Below are 15,314 nucleotides of genomic sequence, written 5' to 3' on the forward strand. Positions count from 1 at the left end.
AGCGGGATGCGAAAAAGTGTGAGCGGTTTTTCGCCATGAATCCCGCTCTAATCCATCGCGATCTTTGGCCATGGACCTTCAGATCACGTAAATCCGGTCCGGCAATTCGTCTTGGCGCGCGGGCGCGGCGGGAAAATGTGCCGCCAGGACATCGGCGCAGGCGTCGATCGCGCCGACGAAGCCGTCGGCGATCCGGCCTTGCCGCATATGCGTGACGAGCGTGTCGATCGCCGCCTGCCATTGTGCCTGCGTGGCGCGTGCAGCGATCCCTTCGTCGGCCATGATGCGGGCATAACGCTCGGCCAGGGAGACGAAGATCAGAATGCCGTTGCGGTCCTTTTTCCGGGCGATGCCGCGGATCACGAATTGCTCGGCGGCAAGGCGATGCGCCGCGGCCCGCCGCGCCCGGCGCGGGATGAGCGCGATATAGACCGGCGGCAGGAGCAGCAGGATCGCAAGCAGCAGGAAGACGAGGCTCTGCACGAGCAGGATGCGCTCGACGGCGAATTGCGTGTAAGCGACGAGAAGCCAGGGCAGCGCCAGCGCAACGATCGCCGCGAGCAGGATCGGCAGGGCGCCGGGCTGCGACGAACTTTCCGCCAGAACGCAGACGATCTCGCCCGAAGTCTTCGCCTCGGCGGCACGGATGGCGCCGGAAATACGGGTACGGTCGTCAGCCGAGAGCATCACCAATCCCCCGAGGCGCCGCCGCCGCCCGACGAACCGCCGCCGCCCGAAAAGCCGCCGCCGCCGCCCCACGAGCCGTCGGAAGAACCGCCGCGCGAGCTGCCGGAGCTCAACAGCATGTTCAAGAGCACGTTGAAGAAAAACCACCGGAAGCCGGGCGAAACGCCGAGCATGACGATGAGGATGATGAAGCCTGCGATCAGCACCCAACCGATCGCTGCGGAATTTTTGTCTTGATCGGCGCGGACCTGCAGCCGCGGCTGCCATTCCGACGAATCGGTTGTGAGGACCGTGATGATGTCGTCGACGCCACGCGAAATACCGCCGCCAAAATCGCCGGTTTTGAAATGCGGTGTCATCGCATTGGCGATGATGATCTTCGACAGGGCATCGGTCAGCGTGCCCTCGAGCCCGTAGCCGACCTCGATTCGCACCTTATGTTCATGCGGCGCGACAAGCAGCAAGACGCCGTTGTTCTTGTCCTTTTCGCCGAGCTTCCAGGTGCGGAAGAGTTCGTTGGCATAGGTCTCGATGTCGCCGCCCTCGAGCGAATTGACCGTCGCCACGACAAGCTGGATGCCGGACTTCTGTTCGAGATCGGCGAGCTTCTGGGTGATCGCCGCTTGCGTGTCGGCGGGAATGATATTCGCCTGATCGACGACGCGGCCGGTGAGCGGTGGGAAGCTATAGGCATAGGCCGCGACGCAGCCGAGCGCCAGCGCATAAGCGAGCGCGACGATTGCGATGATCGCGCGCGCGCTTGGCATTGCCGGGGAAAATTTTAAGCGGTCCGGAACCATTCCAGCGCCTCCGGCGCCAGCCGGTCAGAATTTTGCAACTTGCGTTCAGAACTTCACTTGCGGCGCGGTCGGGGCATTGTCGTTGGCGGTGAATTCCGCCATCGGCTTGGCATTGCGGAACACCGTCGAGGCCCAGAGCACGCCGGGAAAGGTCACGAGCGCCGTATTATATTGCCGCACCGCCTCGATATAATCGCGGCGCGCGACGGCGATGCGGTTCTCGGTTCCCTCAAGCTGCGATTGCAGCGCCAAAAAATTCTGGTTCGACTTGAGATCGGGATAATTCTCGCTGACCGCGAGCAGACGGCCGAGCGCGCCGCCGAGCTGCGCCTGCGCGTCCTGAAAGGCCTTGAGTTTCGCCGGGTCGGTGAGGTCGGAGGCGTCGACATGAATTTGCGTCGCCTTGGCGCGGGCTTCGGTCACCTGCGTCAGCACGTCCTTTTCCTGCTTGGCATAGCCCTGGACGGTGGCGACCAGATTGGGGATGAGATCGGCGCGGCGCTGATAATTGTTCTGGACGTCGGCCCATTTCGCCTTGGCGTTTTCCTGCAAGGTCGGGATTTGATTGTAGCCGCAGGCCGAAACCGAAAGCCCGAGCAGAACGACGAGGAAAAGAGCGCGCAAGCGAGACAGCGAATGGCTCATAAAGGCCTCGTAACGAAGTGGAACAGCTAAGCTGGCGGCGCGATTAAGCCAAGGTTCGCGCGCCGCTGTCAATCGGCCACGTCGCCATCGCGCTTTACGCTTAAGGGTGGGCCCATGGCCTGACAGGAGAGACCGCGGCGTTCCGGCAAGCTGCGGCCGTGAGGTGTTCATGCGGTCGCGTTGCCGAGCAAGGAACGCGCGCCAATTGCGCCTCTTAGGCGCGCAAGGACCGCGTCGCAGATCCCCTGCTGCCGCGCAGGTCGAGGTTGCCGGCAAATCGGCGCCCGAGAGCGACAAATTCGACAATGCAAATTCAGCCATACGTCGGGCGCGACGCGACGAGATGCAAGCGATCACCCTGCATCGCGCACTCGATGGCGGTCTGATGACACTGACGATCGCGCATTTCGACGGCGTCGGCTTTTAGCCCGGGGCAGCGATGAAAGACGCATGAAAGACGCGCAACGCCGTCATGTTTTCTTCGCAGCGCAGACTGAGTAACATCTCTTGGAACAAGGCTGGCGTTGCGTCCGGTTATCGCCCAAATAGGTGGCGGTGACGGCTTGTCATCATGATCTATCGCAGCAGGAGAGGCCATGTCCGATTTCGCGAAATGCCGCAATGGGCTCGGCGCTTTGCGCGTCTGGCTGTTCTGCGGTCTCTTCGGATTCAGCGCGGCCGCAGAGGCTGGCCCTGCCGAGATCATCCTGCCCGGCGACCACGCCTATCCGGAAAGCGTGACATCGACGGCCGATGGCACGCTCTATGCCGGAAGCTTCGCCGCGGGCGGCATTGTCCGCATCGCGCCGGGCGCTTCGCAAGCGCAAGTCTGGATCAAACCCGGCGCCTTCGGCACGCGCTCCATCCTCGGCGTATTCGCCGATGAGAAATCCGGCATGCTGTGGGCCTGTTCCAATGATTTATCCGGCCGCGGCGTGCCCGGCCCCAGCACCGTCCCCGGCAGTTGGTTGAAGGGGTTCGATCTGAAGACCGGCGCCGGCAAGATCAGCGCGCGTTTCCCCGGCAAGAAGAATTTCTGCAACGACATTGCGGTCGGCAAAGACGGCTCGGTCTATGTGACGAATTCGCTGCAGCCGCAGATCCTGAAGCTCGACCAGGCGACGCAAACGCTGAATGTCTGGAAGAGCGACCCATTGTTCAATCCGCCGGCAAACGGCTCCGGTCTCGACGGCCTTGCCTTTTCTGCGGACGGCGATCTTTACGTCGACACGTTCAACGACGCCAAATTGTTCCGCATCGACATCAAGGACGGCAAGCCCGGCGCGATCAACCGTATCGAGTCCTCGCAGCCGCTGGGATTGACGGATGCGTTGCGGCCGCTGGGCGGCGATGCCTTTCTCTTGGTCGAAGGGGTCGGCAAGCTCGACCGTGTGCTCTTCGACGGCAACGAGGCAACGGTCGAGACGTTGAAGGACGGCCTCAACGGCCCAACCAGCGTGACGCAGGTCGGCGATACGCTCTGGGTCTCGGAAGGCCAATTGAAGCATCTGTTCGAGGCCGATCCGAAGCCTGAGCTGCCCTTCCGGCTTGTCGCGGTGACCATGCCCAAACCGTAAGAACGCGTCCGCGGCGCGTCGTCGTAAAGATCATATGAGGAGTTTGCGATGTTGAAACCTGTCCAGGCCGCGACGGCCTTGACTCTTGGTGCAGGAATTCTTGGTGCAGGAATTCTTGGTGCTGGAGTTCTCGCGGGACTTGGCCTGGCGAGCGCCCCGGCCGCCGCTGCGGACGCCTGCCCCGGCAACAACGGCGGCTTGAAACTTTCGCCCGGCTGGTGTGCGACCATCTTTGCCGACAATCTCGGACACGCGCGCCAGATGGTCGTGGCGCCGAACGGCGTGCTTTACGTCAACACGTGGAGCGGACGCTATTACGACAATGACCGGCCGCCGGCCGGCGGCTTTCTCCTTGCGCTGAAGGACAGCAAGGGCACCGGCCACGCCGATATCATCAAGCGTTTCGGCGACGGCGTCGCGCAGGGCTCGGCCGGCGGCACCGGCATCGATTATTTCGGTGGCGGCCTTTATGCCGAAGAGAACGACAAGATCATCCGCTACGCCTTGTCGAAGAAAGGCGCGATCGTGCCGAAGGACAAATATCAAACCGTCCTTTCCGGCATGCCGCTCACCGGCGACCATCCGATGCACCCGTTTATCATCGACAAGTCGGGCCAGATGTTCGTCGATATGGGCTCGGCGACGAACAGCTGCCAGGGCGAGAACCGGATGCAGAACTCCCCCGGCCACAAGCCCTGCACCGAACTTGAAACCCGCGGCGGCACCTGGCTCTACAGCGCCGACAAGATCGGCCAGACATTTTCGCCCGCGGCGCGCTATGCGACCGGCCTGCGCAACGGCGAAGGCTTCGGCTTCGATGCCGACGGCCGCCTCTTCGTCACTCAACATGGCCGCGATCAGCTCTGGCAGAACTGGCCGTCTCTTTATACGCCGAAGCAGAGCGCCGAATTGCCGGCGGAGGAGATCGTCGAACTGACCAAGGGCGCCGATTTCGGCTGGCCCGAATGTTACTACGACGGCTTGCAGAAGAAGCTTGTGCTGGCGCCGGAATATGGCGGCGACGGCGGCAAGACGCAGGGCGTCTGCGCCGAAAAGAAAGCCCCGGTCGCCTTCTTCCCGGCGCATTGGGCGCCGAACGATCTCTATATCGATAATTTCGCCGCCGTGCCGGCTGCTTATCGCGGCGGCGCCTTCGTCGCCTTCCACGGCTCGTGGAACCGCGCGCCGCTGCCGCAGGGCGGCTATAATGTGGTCTACCAGCCGTTGAAAGACGGCAAGGCGGCAGGCGATTTCGTCATCTTCGCCGACGGCTTTGCCGGCCGCTATATGGAGCCCGGCCGCGCCGCCTTCCGGCCCTCCGGCATCACCGGAGCGCCGGACGGCTCGCTCTATATTTCAGACGACGTTCACGGCCGCATCTGGAGGCTGACCTATCATGGCGCGCCGAACGCGCCGGTTGCGGCCGCGCCGGGCACGGCCCAGACGATCGCTGAGGCCAACAATCCGCTGCCGCCCGAAGGCATCCACCCTGATGCCGGGCGCGCCGATACATCCGGGCTGCCGCTGGCGCCCGGGGTCAGCCGCGATCAGCTGGCACTCGGCGACCGCATCTTCCACGGCGAAGTGGATTACGGCACCTGCGCCGGCTGTCATGGCTCCGACGCCAAGGGCTCCTCGCAAGGGCCGAACCTGACGACGCCGAAGAAAATCTGGAGCGACGGCAGTCTCGCCGGCATCGAGAAGACGATCACCAATGGCGTGCCGAAGCCGCGCGATTATCCGGGCGTCATGCCGGTCAAGGGCGGCGCGCCGCTGACGCAGGCCGATATCGTCGCCGTCGCGGCTTACGTCTGGGGCCTGAGCCATCAAAAGGACTAGCCTCGCGGCTCCAATAGCGGGGTGAGCGATCCGTCCCGCCCCATCATCCTCTGGTTCCGCGAGGACTTGCGCCTCGCGGATAATCCCGCGCTCCATGCCGCGGCGCTGACGAAACAGCCGCTCCTGTGCATTTTTGTCTTCGATGACGAAAGTCCCGGCCTGCGAGCGCCCGGTGGCGCGGCGCGCTGGTGGCTGCATGGCGCGCTCGCGGCCCTTAAAGCCGGTCTGAGGAAGCTGGGCGGCGATCTCCATATCTTCCGCGGCGCGGCGGCGCCGGTCATCGGCAGGCTCGTCGGAGAGAGCGGGGCCAACGCCGTTTACTGGAACCGGCGTTATGACGAAGCGGGCCGCGCTATCGATGCCGACATCAAAAGCGCCTTGAAGGCGCGCGGCATCGCCGCCGAGAGCTTCAACGGCGCTCTGCTTCACGAGCCTTGGCATGTTGCCGGCAAGACAGGAAAGCCCTTCCAAGTCTTTACGCCCTATTGGCGTGCCGCGTGCGCCAAGGGCGAACCCGCCGCGCCGCTGACCGTGCCGCGAACGCTGACATTCCATCCGTTACCGAAAAGCGCCGCCAGCGTCGCGCTTGCCGCGCTGCAACTCGAGCCGCACAAGCCCGATTGGGCCGGCGGCCTGCGCGAAGCCTGGGCACCGGGCGAGGCCGGCGCCGTGGAGGCACTCGACCTTTTCCTGAAAAAAGGCCTTCCCGGTTACGCGGCAAATCGCGACCGGCCGGACATGGCCTCGACCTCGCGGCTCTCGCCCTTCCTGCATGTGGGGAATATCTCGCCGCGGCAGATCTGGCACGCGGCGCAGACCGCCGCGATGACCGGGGCCTCAAAGGCAAGTGCCGCCGACCGCGACAAATTCTTCTCCGAACTCGGCTGGCGCGAATTCTCCTATCATCTCCTCTTTTATCATCCCGATCTCGCGACAAAAAATGTCCAAAGCCGCTTCGATGCGCTGCCCTGGCGCCATGACCGCAAAGCCTTGCGCGCCTGGCAGCGCGGCCTGACCGGCTATCCGATCGTCGATGCCGGGATGCGCGAACTTTGGGCGACGGGCTGGATGCACAACCGCGTCCGCATGATCGCGGCCTCATTCCTCGTCAAACATTTGCTCATCGATTGGCGCGCCGGCGAGCGCTGGTTTTGGGATACGCTCGTCGATGCCGATGCGGCCAGCAATGCCGCGAGCTGGCAATGGGTTGCAGGCTCGGGCGCCGACGCCGCACCCTATTTCCGTATTTTCAATCCGCTCCTACAGAGCGAGACGTTCGACCCGGACGGTATCTATATCCGCCGTTGGATTCCCGAGCTCGCAAAACTCCCCGCGCCGCTGATCCACAAGCCATGGGCAGCGACGCAAGATCTTATCGCCGCCGGCGTCCGCCTCGGCGAAACCTATCCGCATCCGATCGTCGAACACGACGCGGCACGCCAGCGCGCGCTCGCCGCGTTCGATAGGCTGATCTAATGTCCCTTCCCGCCGCGCGCTTCGGCCAGATGATCGAAGCGCCGCGCAAAGGAGCCGAGCCCGGTCGTTTCGGCGCGCAACTGAAGAATGAAATCGCCGAGTTCGGCGGCGGGCACCAGCGCTTCGACATCGTCCCAGCCCGGCCAGCCTTCGTGCTCGGCATAGCCGAGGATTTGCCCGCGCCGACCGCTGAGCAAACGCTGCGCCGCGGCGGTGAAACGGTTCGGCACGCTCACCGTGACATGATCGATCGGTTCGAGCAGAACGGGATCCGCCTTGGCCAGCGCTTCGGCAATGCCGCTGCGGGTCGCGGTGCGGAAGGCCATGTCGGAACTGTCGACCGAATGGAAGCTGCCGTCGGTCAGCGTGACTTCGACATCGACGACCGGATAGCCAAGCGGGCCCTTCTGCATCGCTTCCTCGGCTGCCTCGCCGACGGAGGGAATATATTGGCGCGGCACGGCGCCGCCGACGATCTTGTCGATAAAGGAAAAGCCTTCTCCCCGCGCCCGCGGTGCGACCTCCAGCACGACGTCGGCGAATTGGCCATGGCCGCCCGTCTGGCGCTTCAAGCGCGAATGCTGCTTCACGTCATGCTTGATCGTCTCCTTATAGGCGACCTTCGGCGTGGTGACTTGGATCTGGCAATTATAGACCGAAGCCAGCCGCTCGAGCGCGCCGTTCAGATGAATCTCGCCCTGGCCGCAGAGCAATGTCTCGCCGGTTTCGCGGGCATGCGCGACGCTGAGCGAGGGATCTTCCTCGACGAGCTTGCGCAGCGCGCCTGACAATTTCACGTCGTCCTTGCGGTCCTTGGCGGCGATAGCGAAGGCATAGACGGGCGCCGATGGCTCGGGAAAGGCAAGCGCCGCCGTATCGCCGATCACGGCGCCGGTCAGCGCGTTTTCGAGACGGCCGATGGCGACCAATTCGCCGGCCCCTACGGACTGGATGCGCGAAATCTCGCCGTTGACGAAGCGGTAAAGGCCGCCGACGCGGCTGCCGTCGAGTTGCGCGCCGTCGCTCAGCCCGCCGCGCCAGAGCCGCGCATAGGAAAGCTTGCCGGCATAGGCCGCCTGGCCGGCGTGAACCGTCTTGAAGATCTGCACCAGCGGCTGGTCCGACGGCGCGATACCGCGGCGCTTCGCCGTCTCGGCCGCCGGCGGCACATCATGGCGCAAGGCCTTCCACAAACGAAAGATGCCGTGGCCCCGCGCGGCCGCGCCGAAAAGAACCTGGACGATCGTGCCGCTCGCCTGATCCTTATGCAGCGTCGCAAAAATCTCGTCGCAGGTCGGCGCGATATCCTCGATCACCTTTTCGAGCAAAGCGTCGTCGTGATCGGCGAGCACTTCGGTGAGCCCGGCAAGCGCCTCCTGCTCCGGCGCGCGCAATTCGTTGGGCAACGCGACGCGCTCGGAATCCTCGCTGCAATAATGATACGCGCGCTCGCTGACGACATCGACATAGCCGGTGATGGCATCATGTTCGCGGATCGGAATCTGCCGCAGCACGAGCGGATAACGCGAATGCGGCTGCAAAGCCGCGACGATCTCGCGGACCTGGCCGGCGAGCGTGTCGATCTTGTTGATGAAGATGAGATGCGGCAGACCCGCCGCCTCGATCGTCTTCAGGAGAACCGGCAGGTTGGCGAGCCGATCGGCCGAGGGCTCGCAAACGACAATGGCGAAATCGACCGCCGCCAGCGCCGCCGCCGTCTCATAGGCGAATTCGACCGAGCCGGGGCAATCAACGAGCGCCCAAGGCTCGCCCATAAACGTGCAATGACCGAGCCGCAATTCGGTCGTCATGCTGCGCGTGCCCTGACGCTTCGGCGCCGCGCCGGCGCTCGCAAGCAGCGCATCGAACAGTGTGGATTTTCCGCTGCCGTAGGGGCCCACAAGCGCGACGGAGCGTGGGCCCGCGGGCTCCGCCTTCCAAGCCGATCTTGTCATGCGCGTCTCCTCCTGTTGGCGCGCAGATTGTTCCGCGCGCGGAGCAGATCGCCGGAGCGATGCCGCTCCTTCCGGAGGCATGATTGATCCGACGCGCGAACGGCGCAAGGCCGATTCGCAATGGGCGCGACGAAAGATTTGCCGCGCCGCAACCCCGCAGCGCGGCGCAATGACGGCACTTAGACAAGCGCGAGATCGACCGGCTTGGCCGAGGGGAAGATCATGTTCAATCTGGCTGCGTCGAAGCCGTAGATTTTTCTGAATAATCCGCCGAACAGGCTGCGATAATCGGTGAGCACCGGAAAATCGCGGTTCTGGAACAGGCTCGCCTCTTCGACTTTCACCTGCGGCCCGTGGAAGCGGCCACCGTTGACGCCGCCGCCGAGCACCCAGTAAGTGCTGCCATGGCCGTGGTCGGTGCCCTTGTCGCCGTTCTCGCGGAAGGTGCGGCCGAATTCGGAGATCACGACAACGATCGTATCGTGCCAATCCTGCGGCCCGAGTTCATCGGCAAAGGCGACGAGGCCGCGCCCAAGCTCGCCGAGCCGGTCAGCGAGATAGCCGCTGGCCCCGCCTTGATTGACATGCGTGTCCCAGCCGCCGACATCGACGAAAGCGAGATTATAGCCGTCCTGCATGACACGGGCGATGCGCCGGCCCGAAAGCTCGAAGCCTTTCGGCGAGACCGCGCCGCGATTGGCCGCATCGCTCTCGCGCGAGATGGCGCGATAGACGTCGTCGCGCACGTGGAACCCTTCCTGCACCGCGGCGGCGAGGCCATCGCCCTGATACATTTGCGTGATGAGTGCGATGTGATGATCGTCGATCGCCGGCCGGCCGCCGATGTTGAGGCCCATGTTCGGCACCGGCTCGCCGCGGCCCTGAAAGATGAGCGGCATTTGATTGGTGAAGGCGATGGGCTTCGCTCCCGTCAAGGCGCCGGCGAGCCGTGCCAGAAAACCCGATTTGAAATCGCGCGTCGCATGGATCGATTGGCCGAGTTCGATGGTATCTTGCGTCTCGAAATGGCTGCGCGTCAGATCGTCGGTGCCGGCGAAGGGAATGAAGGCGATCTCGCGTTTTTTCCAGAGCGGCAACAGCGCGTTCTGCAAGGCCGGATGCAGGCTCCAATCGCCGTCGAGCGCGACGGCTTCGAGCTCCGGCCGGTCGGGCCGGCTGCCCGGCCGCGCGATGGCTAGATTGGGGCGGGCGCGATAATAGAAATCGCTGCCGGTCGGAATGATAACATTGGCGGCGTCATAAGCACCGCGCAAGAAGACGACGAGAAGCTTGGTATTGGTCTGCGGGGTGGCCCAGGCACGGCCGGCGAGCGTCAGCGCGCCGAGCGCGGCGGCCGATTGCAGCAAAGTGCGGCGATCGAGTTTCATGGCTTCATCTCATGAAGTCGGGCGAGGATAGGAAAAGCGTGTTCCAATCCTGCGGCGATTGCGCTTGATCGAGAACCGCGCGCGTCGCGGGCCGCAACGTCTGTGCGAGACCGCCGAAATAAAGCGCATTTTCCAGCTGCGGGAAAGCCGGACGATCAGCAGCGCCCGGTTCGTCGGGCCTGAACAAGCCGGCCGAACCCGAGCCGATCTGGCGCGCGATCTCGAAACGCGCCTCGATCTGCCCGGGGCCATCCCAGGAGCTTGAGACGAGCGGATAGCCGTCCGGCGTATCGTGATTGTAAAACCCTTCCGCCAGCCGGTTGAGCCAATTCTGCACCGGCTGGGTGTTGAGGATCACCCGATCCTCATAAGCGAGCCGCACGGCCGAGAGTACATAGCGCACCGGGTCCTTGAACTTCTGCCCGGCCTGTGCGGTGAATTCCGGCGCATCCACCATAGTGCGCAGGACCGCCGCAATATCCCCGTCGCTGCGCAGGAAAACCTTGCTCATCTTGTCGACGAGCGACGACGGCGGATCATCGGTGACGAAATAGGTCGCGATCTCCCGCGAAATATGCCGCGCCGTCGCCGGGCTGCGGGCAAGAAGGTCGAGCGCTTCTTCGACCTCAGCAAAACCGCGGCCCTTGATCTTATGGCCGAGAAATATCTTGTCGCTGTAATCATGCCGCGCCGGATTGAATTCGAAGAGGCCGGCGCGCACCAGCCCGCTTTGCAGCCCAGGTTTCAGATGCGGTGGTGTCGGCGACAGGTCGATGCCGACACCGGTCAGAATGCGTGCCAGCGCCTCGACGTCCTGCTGCGTATAGCCCCCGCCGACGCCGAGCGTATGCAATTCCATGATCTCGCGCGCATAATTTTCATTGAGATGGCCGGCGGCGTTCTGCGCATTGTCGAGATAGCGCAGCATGGCCGGCTGGCGCAGCGTCGCTTCGAGCAGATCGCGGAAGCGCCCAAGCGCGTGGGCGCGCAGCATATCTTCGTAATCGCCGAGCATGGCGCGGATATCGGCCTTGTATTGATGCACGTTGAAGTGATTCAACCAGAACCAGGTCATCACCTCGCGCAATTGGTTCGGCGAATAGAGGTCGCGCAGGATCGTGCGGTCAGCGGTCAACCTCGCGCAATCGTTCAATTCCTGTTGATAGGCGCGACTCGCGGCAGTGCGCAGATCGGAATCGGTGATCGCCCGCAGCGCCTTCGCCTTAGCGGCAAAATCTGGAACCAGCACACCCATGGGTTTCAGTCCCAGCGCATCGATCTCGCTCTGGACCGGCGGCGGCAGATCGTCCTTTGCCGGCGGATGCAGTTCGAATTCGAGCCAATTGCCGGCGCCCATTGCCTTGAGCCGTGCCGCCTCGGCGGCGGTCGCGCCGAAAGTCAGACGATCGAGCAGCAAAAACGTCTTGGCGTCATAGGCGGGCGTGGCGACCGGCGCGGCGAGTCCTGGCCTGGCCGAAGCTGGCATGGCCGAAGCTGGCATGGCCAAAGCCGGCATGCCAAAGGGCAACACCCTCGCCAGAAGCAAAATTGTGCGAAGCCCAAGCCGCTGGCGCACGCCTCACCTCGAATTTGCGCGATGTCGAAAACCTAGCGCTGCAATTGTGAACCGTGTCTGAAGGGGCTTCTCGTCAGCGTCGGCTTCAGCATCGAAGGAACGATCCATCTACGGCACGGTTTGTCCTCGTCGAGGAGGGCAACGCCATGCGTGACATGCGACCGCCGATCTACAGGGATCAGGACGTGCGCCAAGGCGAGATCATCCTGCGCACGCGGACGCGGCGGATCATCTTTCTTGCCGGCCTGATTGGCGCGGTCGTTCTTGGTTTCCTCTCGTTGATCTTGGCGCACGCCGGCCATCATCTCGTCGGATGAGGATCACAGCAGACGCGTCAGGAATTGCAACTCTTCCGCCAAACGCCGCGCGTTGGGCGCGCCGAGATGCTTCTCCAGCCGGGCGTGGTGGCGCTTCCAAATTGGCAGCGCGCGCAACAGCAATTGATGACCGGCGGCGGTCAAAGCGATGCGTCGGCTGCGCTTGTCTTGCGGGTCGGGCTTCGCGGCGGCGAGGCCACGGCGCTGCAGAGGTTTCAAGGCCGCGGTCAAGGTCGTTCGATCCATCGCCAGCAATTGCGCGACATCGCCGAGGCGCGGCGGCTCCGCCCGGTTGAGCGACATGAGCAGCGAGAATTGGCCATTGGTCAGCTCGAGCGGGCGCAGCGCGTCGTCGAAGCGGCGCGCCAAAGCGCGTGCAGCCTGCTGCACATTGAGGCAGAGGCAGGCGTCGCGCAGGAAAAGTGTAGTTTCGAAGGGCACATGCGCTTTTGACATAAAAGGATCATGTTGATATCAACATAATACGTCAAGAGCCTTGACGCTCACGCTTGTGTGTGGACGCGCGGCACGGAGAGGGAGGAAGGCATGACCGGAAAATTCGTCTGGTACGAGTTGATGACCACCGATGCTTCCGGGGCCGAAAGGTTCTATCGCGACGTCGTCGGCTGGGGCGCCCGCGATGCCGGCATGAGCGCGTTCAAATATACTTTGCTGACCGTCGGCGAGATTGCCGTCGCCGGCCTGATGCAGTTTCCGCCCGAGACACCGCAAGCTCAGGAGCGCCCTGCCTGGCTCGGCTATGTCAGCGTCGCCGACGTCGACGCGAAAGCTGCGGAGGCGCAGAAGCTTGGCGCAAAAATGTGCCACGCGCCGACGGACATTCCCAATGTCGGGCGTTTCGCCGTCCTGAGCGACCCGCAGGGCGCCGTTTTCGCCCTGTTCAAGCCAAACGGTGACATGCCGCAGGCCGAGCCGATGACGCGCGGCACGACGGGTTGGCACGAACTCCACGCCGCCGACGCGGAGACGGCTTTCGCATTCTACAACGCGCTGTTCGGCTGGAAGAAAATGCAGACGATGGATCTCGGCCCGCTCGGCAGCTATCACATCTTCGGCGACGAGGGCGCGCCGATGGGCTTTGGCGGCATGTTCAACGATCCGATGAGCGTCCAGCCGCATTGGCTCTATTATTTCGCCGTGGCGGATATCGATGCGGCGGTCGGGCGCGTCGTGGGAGCGGGCGGCAAGGTCAATCACGGCCCCCAAGAAGTGCCCGGCGGCGCCTGGATTATTCAGGGCGTCGATCCGCAGGGCGCAGCGTTCGCGCTGGTCGGCAGCCGCAACGCGGGCGCTGCTTAAAGCGTCGGGCTAGGGTGCCGATCAATCCGGCATGATTCGATAACGCGTCGGCGATGCTAATGTGGCGGCCGCCCCAAGCGGGGCGTCGCTACAGTGGGTCGGAAAATGGATATCGTCTATGCGTTCGAGCCGGATCTTTCGGCGGAAGAATTTCGCGATGTGCTTGTCGCCTCGACGCTGAGCGCGCGACGGCCGGCTAAAGATCTTGGCCGTCTCGAGCGCATGTTACGCCAAGCGAATATCGTCGCCACGGCGCGGGACGGCGCAAAACTCGTCGGCATCTCACGCGCCATCACCGATTTCAGCTATTGCTGCTATCTGTCCGACCTCGCCGTCGATGCTGCCTATCAGCGCCGCGGCATCGGCCGGCGGCTGATCGAAGCGACGCAGGCGCAGGCAGGGCCGCAGACGACGCTGATCCTGCTCTCGGCGCCGGCGGCTGAAAGCTATTATCCCAAGATCGGAATGAAGAGGCACGAGAGCTGCTGGATCATTCCGCGGACGGTTTAAAGTCGGTGTCCTCAGCGCACGCGCGCCGTCAACGCGTTCCAAGCTGCGAGCGAATCCATATAGTCGCGCCAATGGGCGATTTTGCGGTTGTCAATTTTGATGACGGAACAAAACCGGTTATCGTATTTCACACCCGTCGCCAAAATGGTTCCGTGGACCTCGTATTCGAGGACGAGGACTTCGCCATCGTCGGTCCTGTGGGCAATCAGCCGATCCGCGGATTGAAGCGCGATGTTATCGACATAGGCCCTGAAGGCGGCCATCAGGTCGGCGCGCCCTTCGATAACGCGCGGCCAACCGGGAATGTCGTAGAGAACCTCGTAGACGACGTCCAAAGCGAGAACGTCGAAGAAGTGCTCGCCTTCGACACGATCGCCGAGCGCCCCTCGAACCAGATCGAAGTAAGGCTTGGCGGGTTCGTAGGCGGCATATCTCGGACTCGGCATCTCGGGTTCTCCACACTTGCCGGCGTGCTTATCAGACGTCGCGCCGAATCACAGCACGCGCCATCAGCCGCGCGTGCCGCCCCCGCGGAAGCAGATTCAGCGCAAATGAAAAAGACCGCCGAAGCGGTCTATTCACGTGATGGCATTTTAGAAAATTGGTTGCGGGGCCAGGATTTGAACCTGGGACCTTCAGGTTATGAGCCTGACGAGCTACCGGGCTGCTCCACCCCGCGCCAAGAAAGCGTTTCAAAAGAAAACGCTTTGCGTATCGATCCGGCGGCGAACCTAATCCCGGACACAAAAAATACCAGCAAAAAAAGCGAACGGCGGCTTGCACGCGAAGTGAAAGCCGCCGTTGGCGAACGTAAAGAGGTTTCCTGCCCTTCGCAGGCCTGGCAACGACCTACTCTCCCAGGTCTTGAGACATAGTACCATTGGCGCTGAAGCGTTTGACGGCCGAGTTCGGGATGGGATCGGGTCTAGTCACTTCGCAAGAGTCACCAGGCCGGCGAAAGGCAGGAAGCAAACTGGTCAGACGCAAGATCTTGCGATCTGCGGGTCTTAAGCGATCCGATTCTACGCATCGTCTCGATGCGTGATGGGCATTGATTAATGAGAACGATCAAGCCAATCGAGCTATTAGTACCGGTAAGCTTCACGCATTGCTGCGCTTCCACACCCGGCCTATCAACGTGGTCGTCTTCCACGGCTCTCAAGGGAGAACTCGTTTTGAGGTGGGTTTCCCGCTTAGATGCTTTCAGCGGTTATCCCGTCCGTA

15 protein-coding genes, 1 tRNA gene and 2 rRNA genes are annotated in these 15,314 nt (G+C 63.1%); 7 read left to right on the plus strand and 11 right to left on the minus strand.

The genetic code is table 11. From position 1 onward, the window contains the following. Positions 1–78 precede the first annotated feature (78 nt). The 3 genes from Q0025_RS13725 to Q0025_RS13735 all read right to left on the minus strand — a co-directional run bounded on the left by Q0025_RS13725 (position 79) and on the right by Q0025_RS13735 (position 2,132). The gene (locus Q0025_RS13725; protein WP_366939475.1) at positions 79–687 is read right to left on the minus strand and encodes a TPM domain-containing protein; all 609 of its coding nucleotides are present in this window, start codon (positions 685–687) and stop codon (positions 79–81) included. After that, positions 687–1,454, minus strand: a complete 768-nt coding sequence (locus Q0025_RS13730) for a YgcG family protein (RefSeq protein ID WP_297300087.1) — start codon at positions 1,452–1,454, stop codon at positions 687–689. Before Q0025_RS13730 ends, Q0025_RS13725 begins: the two co-directional genes overlap by 1 nt. A gap of 78 nt (positions 1,455–1,532) precedes the next feature. Further along, positions 1,533–2,132: a LemA family protein gene (locus Q0025_RS13735; protein ID WP_297300088.1), complete on the minus strand. Its 600-nt coding sequence runs from the start codon at positions 2,130–2,132 to the stop codon at positions 1,533–1,535. 205 nt (positions 2,133–2,337) lie between these two features. Here Q0025_RS13735 and Q0025_RS13740 point away from each other — a divergent pair, with 205 nt between their 5' ends. The 4 genes from Q0025_RS13740 to Q0025_RS13755 all read left to right on the plus strand — a co-directional run bounded on the left by Q0025_RS13740 (position 2,338) and on the right by Q0025_RS13755 (position 7,024). After that, a complete protein-coding gene (locus Q0025_RS13740) occupies positions 2,338–2,559 on the plus strand; it encodes a hypothetical protein (protein WP_297300090.1) in 222 nt (73 codons plus the stop codon). Between the two features lie 169 nt (positions 2,560–2,728). Beyond that, positions 2,729–3,709 (plus strand): hypothetical protein, encoded by a 981-nt coding sequence (locus tag Q0025_RS13745; protein WP_297300091.1) that lies wholly within the window; start codon positions 2,729–2,731, stop codon positions 3,707–3,709. A gap of 48 nt (positions 3,710–3,757) precedes the next feature. Further along, entirely contained in the window at positions 3,758–5,548 is a 1,791-nt protein-coding gene (locus Q0025_RS13750) for a c-type cytochrome (protein WP_297300093.1), read from the plus strand. Between the two features lie 21 nt (positions 5,549–5,569). After that, positions 5,570–7,024, plus strand: a complete 1,455-nt coding sequence (locus Q0025_RS13755; RefSeq protein ID WP_297300095.1) for a deoxyribodipyrimidine photo-lyase — start codon at positions 5,570–5,572, stop codon at positions 7,022–7,024. On the opposite strand, the gene Q0025_RS13760 is transcribed toward Q0025_RS13755, so the two are convergent. The 3 genes from Q0025_RS13760 to Q0025_RS13770 all read right to left on the minus strand — a co-directional run bounded on the left by Q0025_RS13760 (position 7,021) and on the right by Q0025_RS13770 (position 11,853). Further along, a complete protein-coding gene (locus tag Q0025_RS13760; protein ID WP_297300097.1) occupies positions 7,021–8,979 on the minus strand; it encodes an elongation factor G in 1,959 nt (652 codons plus the stop codon). The two genes, Q0025_RS13755 and Q0025_RS13760, sit on opposite strands and share 4 nt — an antisense overlap. 179 nt (positions 8,980–9,158) lie before the next feature. Beyond that, complete coding sequence (locus Q0025_RS13765; RefSeq protein WP_297300099.1) at positions 9,159–10,367, minus strand: DUF1501 domain-containing protein; 1,209 nt, start codon at positions 10,365–10,367, stop codon at positions 9,159–9,161. 4 nt (positions 10,368–10,371) lie between these two features. Beyond that, a complete protein-coding gene (locus tag Q0025_RS13770; protein WP_297300101.1) occupies positions 10,372–11,853 on the minus strand; it encodes a DUF1800 domain-containing protein in 1,482 nt (493 codons plus the stop codon). Positions 11,854–12,089: 236 nt separating this feature from the next. Between Q0025_RS13770 and Q0025_RS13775 the strand changes: the two genes are divergently transcribed. Further along, complete coding sequence (locus Q0025_RS13775) at positions 12,090–12,260, plus strand: peptide ABC transporter permease (protein WP_297300103.1); 171 nt, start codon at positions 12,090–12,092, stop codon at positions 12,258–12,260. A 3-nt stretch (positions 12,261–12,263) separates the two neighbouring features. Here Q0025_RS13775 and Q0025_RS13780 read toward each other — a convergent pair whose 3' ends face one another. Next, on the minus strand, positions 12,264–12,716 hold the full coding sequence (locus Q0025_RS13780) for a MarR family transcriptional regulator (RefSeq protein ID WP_297300105.1): 453 nt from the start codon (positions 12,714–12,716) through the stop codon (positions 12,264–12,266). Between the two features lie 90 nt (positions 12,717–12,806). On the opposite strand from Q0025_RS13780, the gene Q0025_RS13785 reads away from it, so the two are divergent. Further along, positions 12,807–13,580 (plus strand): VOC family protein, encoded by a 774-nt coding sequence (locus Q0025_RS13785; RefSeq protein WP_297300106.1) that lies wholly within the window; start codon positions 12,807–12,809, stop codon positions 13,578–13,580. Between the two features lie 105 nt (positions 13,581–13,685). After that, positions 13,686–14,090, plus strand: coding sequence for a GNAT family N-acetyltransferase (locus tag Q0025_RS13790; RefSeq protein ID WP_297300108.1), 405 nt, complete (start codon positions 13,686–13,688; stop codon positions 14,088–14,090). Between the two features lie 11 nt (positions 14,091–14,101). Here Q0025_RS13790 and Q0025_RS13795 read toward each other — a convergent pair whose 3' ends face one another. The 4 genes from Q0025_RS13795 to Q0025_RS13810 all read right to left on the minus strand — a co-directional run. Further along, positions 14,102–14,536 (minus strand): nuclear transport factor 2 family protein, encoded by a 435-nt coding sequence (locus Q0025_RS13795; protein WP_297300110.1) that lies wholly within the window; start codon positions 14,534–14,536, stop codon positions 14,102–14,104. Positions 14,537–14,692: 156 nt separating this feature from the next. Then, positions 14,693–14,769 (minus strand) — tRNA-Met (locus tag Q0025_RS13800). Positions 14,770–14,926: 157 nt separating this feature from the next. Next, a 5S ribosomal RNA gene (rrf, locus tag Q0025_RS13805) occupies positions 14,927–15,041 on the minus strand. A gap of 113 nt (positions 15,042–15,154) precedes the next feature. Next, positions 15,155–15,314, minus strand: a 23S ribosomal RNA gene (locus Q0025_RS13810); the annotation flags it as partial.

The organism is uncultured Methylovirgula sp. (assembly GCF_947646745.1).
In the GTDB taxonomy this organism is placed as follows: domain Bacteria; phylum Pseudomonadota; class Alphaproteobacteria; order Rhizobiales; family Beijerinckiaceae; genus Methylovirgula.

Excerpts from the sequence above, each read along its gene's own strand:
- Q0025_RS13725 (WP_366939475.1), bottom strand. The coding sequence starts at position 687 with ATGCTCTCGGCTGACGACCGTACCCGTATTTCCGGCGCCATCCGTGCC.
- Q0025_RS13730 (WP_297300087.1), bottom strand. The coding sequence starts at position 1,454 with ATGCCAAGCGCGCGCGCGATCATCGCAATCGTCGCGCTCGCTTATGCG.
- Q0025_RS13735 (WP_297300088.1), bottom strand. The coding sequence starts at position 2,132 with ATGAGCCATTCGCTGTCTCGCTTGCGCGCTCTTTTCCTCGTCGTTCTG.
- Q0025_RS13745 (WP_297300091.1), top strand. The coding sequence starts at position 2,729 with ATGTCCGATTTCGCGAAATGCCGCAATGGGCTCGGCGCTTTGCGCGTC.
- Q0025_RS13750 (WP_297300093.1), top strand. The coding sequence starts at position 3,758 with ATGTTGAAACCTGTCCAGGCCGCGACGGCCTTGACTCTTGGTGCAGGA.
- Q0025_RS13760 (WP_297300097.1), bottom strand. The coding sequence starts at position 8,979 with ATGACAAGATCGGCTTGGAAGGCGGAGCCCGCGGGCCCACGCTCCGTC.
- Q0025_RS13765 (WP_297300099.1), bottom strand. The coding sequence starts at position 10,367 with ATGAAACTCGATCGCCGCACTTTGCTGCAATCGGCCGCCGCGCTCGGC.
- Q0025_RS13770 (WP_297300101.1), bottom strand. The coding sequence starts at position 11,853 with ATGCCAGCTTCGGCCAGGCCAGGACTCGCCGCGCCGGTCGCCACGCCC.
- Q0025_RS13775 (WP_297300103.1), top strand. The coding sequence starts at position 12,090 with ATGCGTGACATGCGACCGCCGATCTACAGGGATCAGGACGTGCGCCAA.
- Q0025_RS13780 (WP_297300105.1), bottom strand. The coding sequence starts at position 12,716 with ATGTCAAAAGCGCATGTGCCCTTCGAAACTACACTTTTCCTGCGCGAC.
- Q0025_RS13785 (WP_297300106.1), top strand. The coding sequence starts at position 12,807 with ATGACCGGAAAATTCGTCTGGTACGAGTTGATGACCACCGATGCTTCC.
- Q0025_RS13790 (WP_297300108.1), top strand. The coding sequence starts at position 13,686 with ATGGATATCGTCTATGCGTTCGAGCCGGATCTTTCGGCGGAAGAATTT.
- Q0025_RS13795 (WP_297300110.1), bottom strand. The coding sequence starts at position 14,536 with ATGCCGAGTCCGAGATATGCCGCCTACGAACCCGCCAAGCCTTACTTC.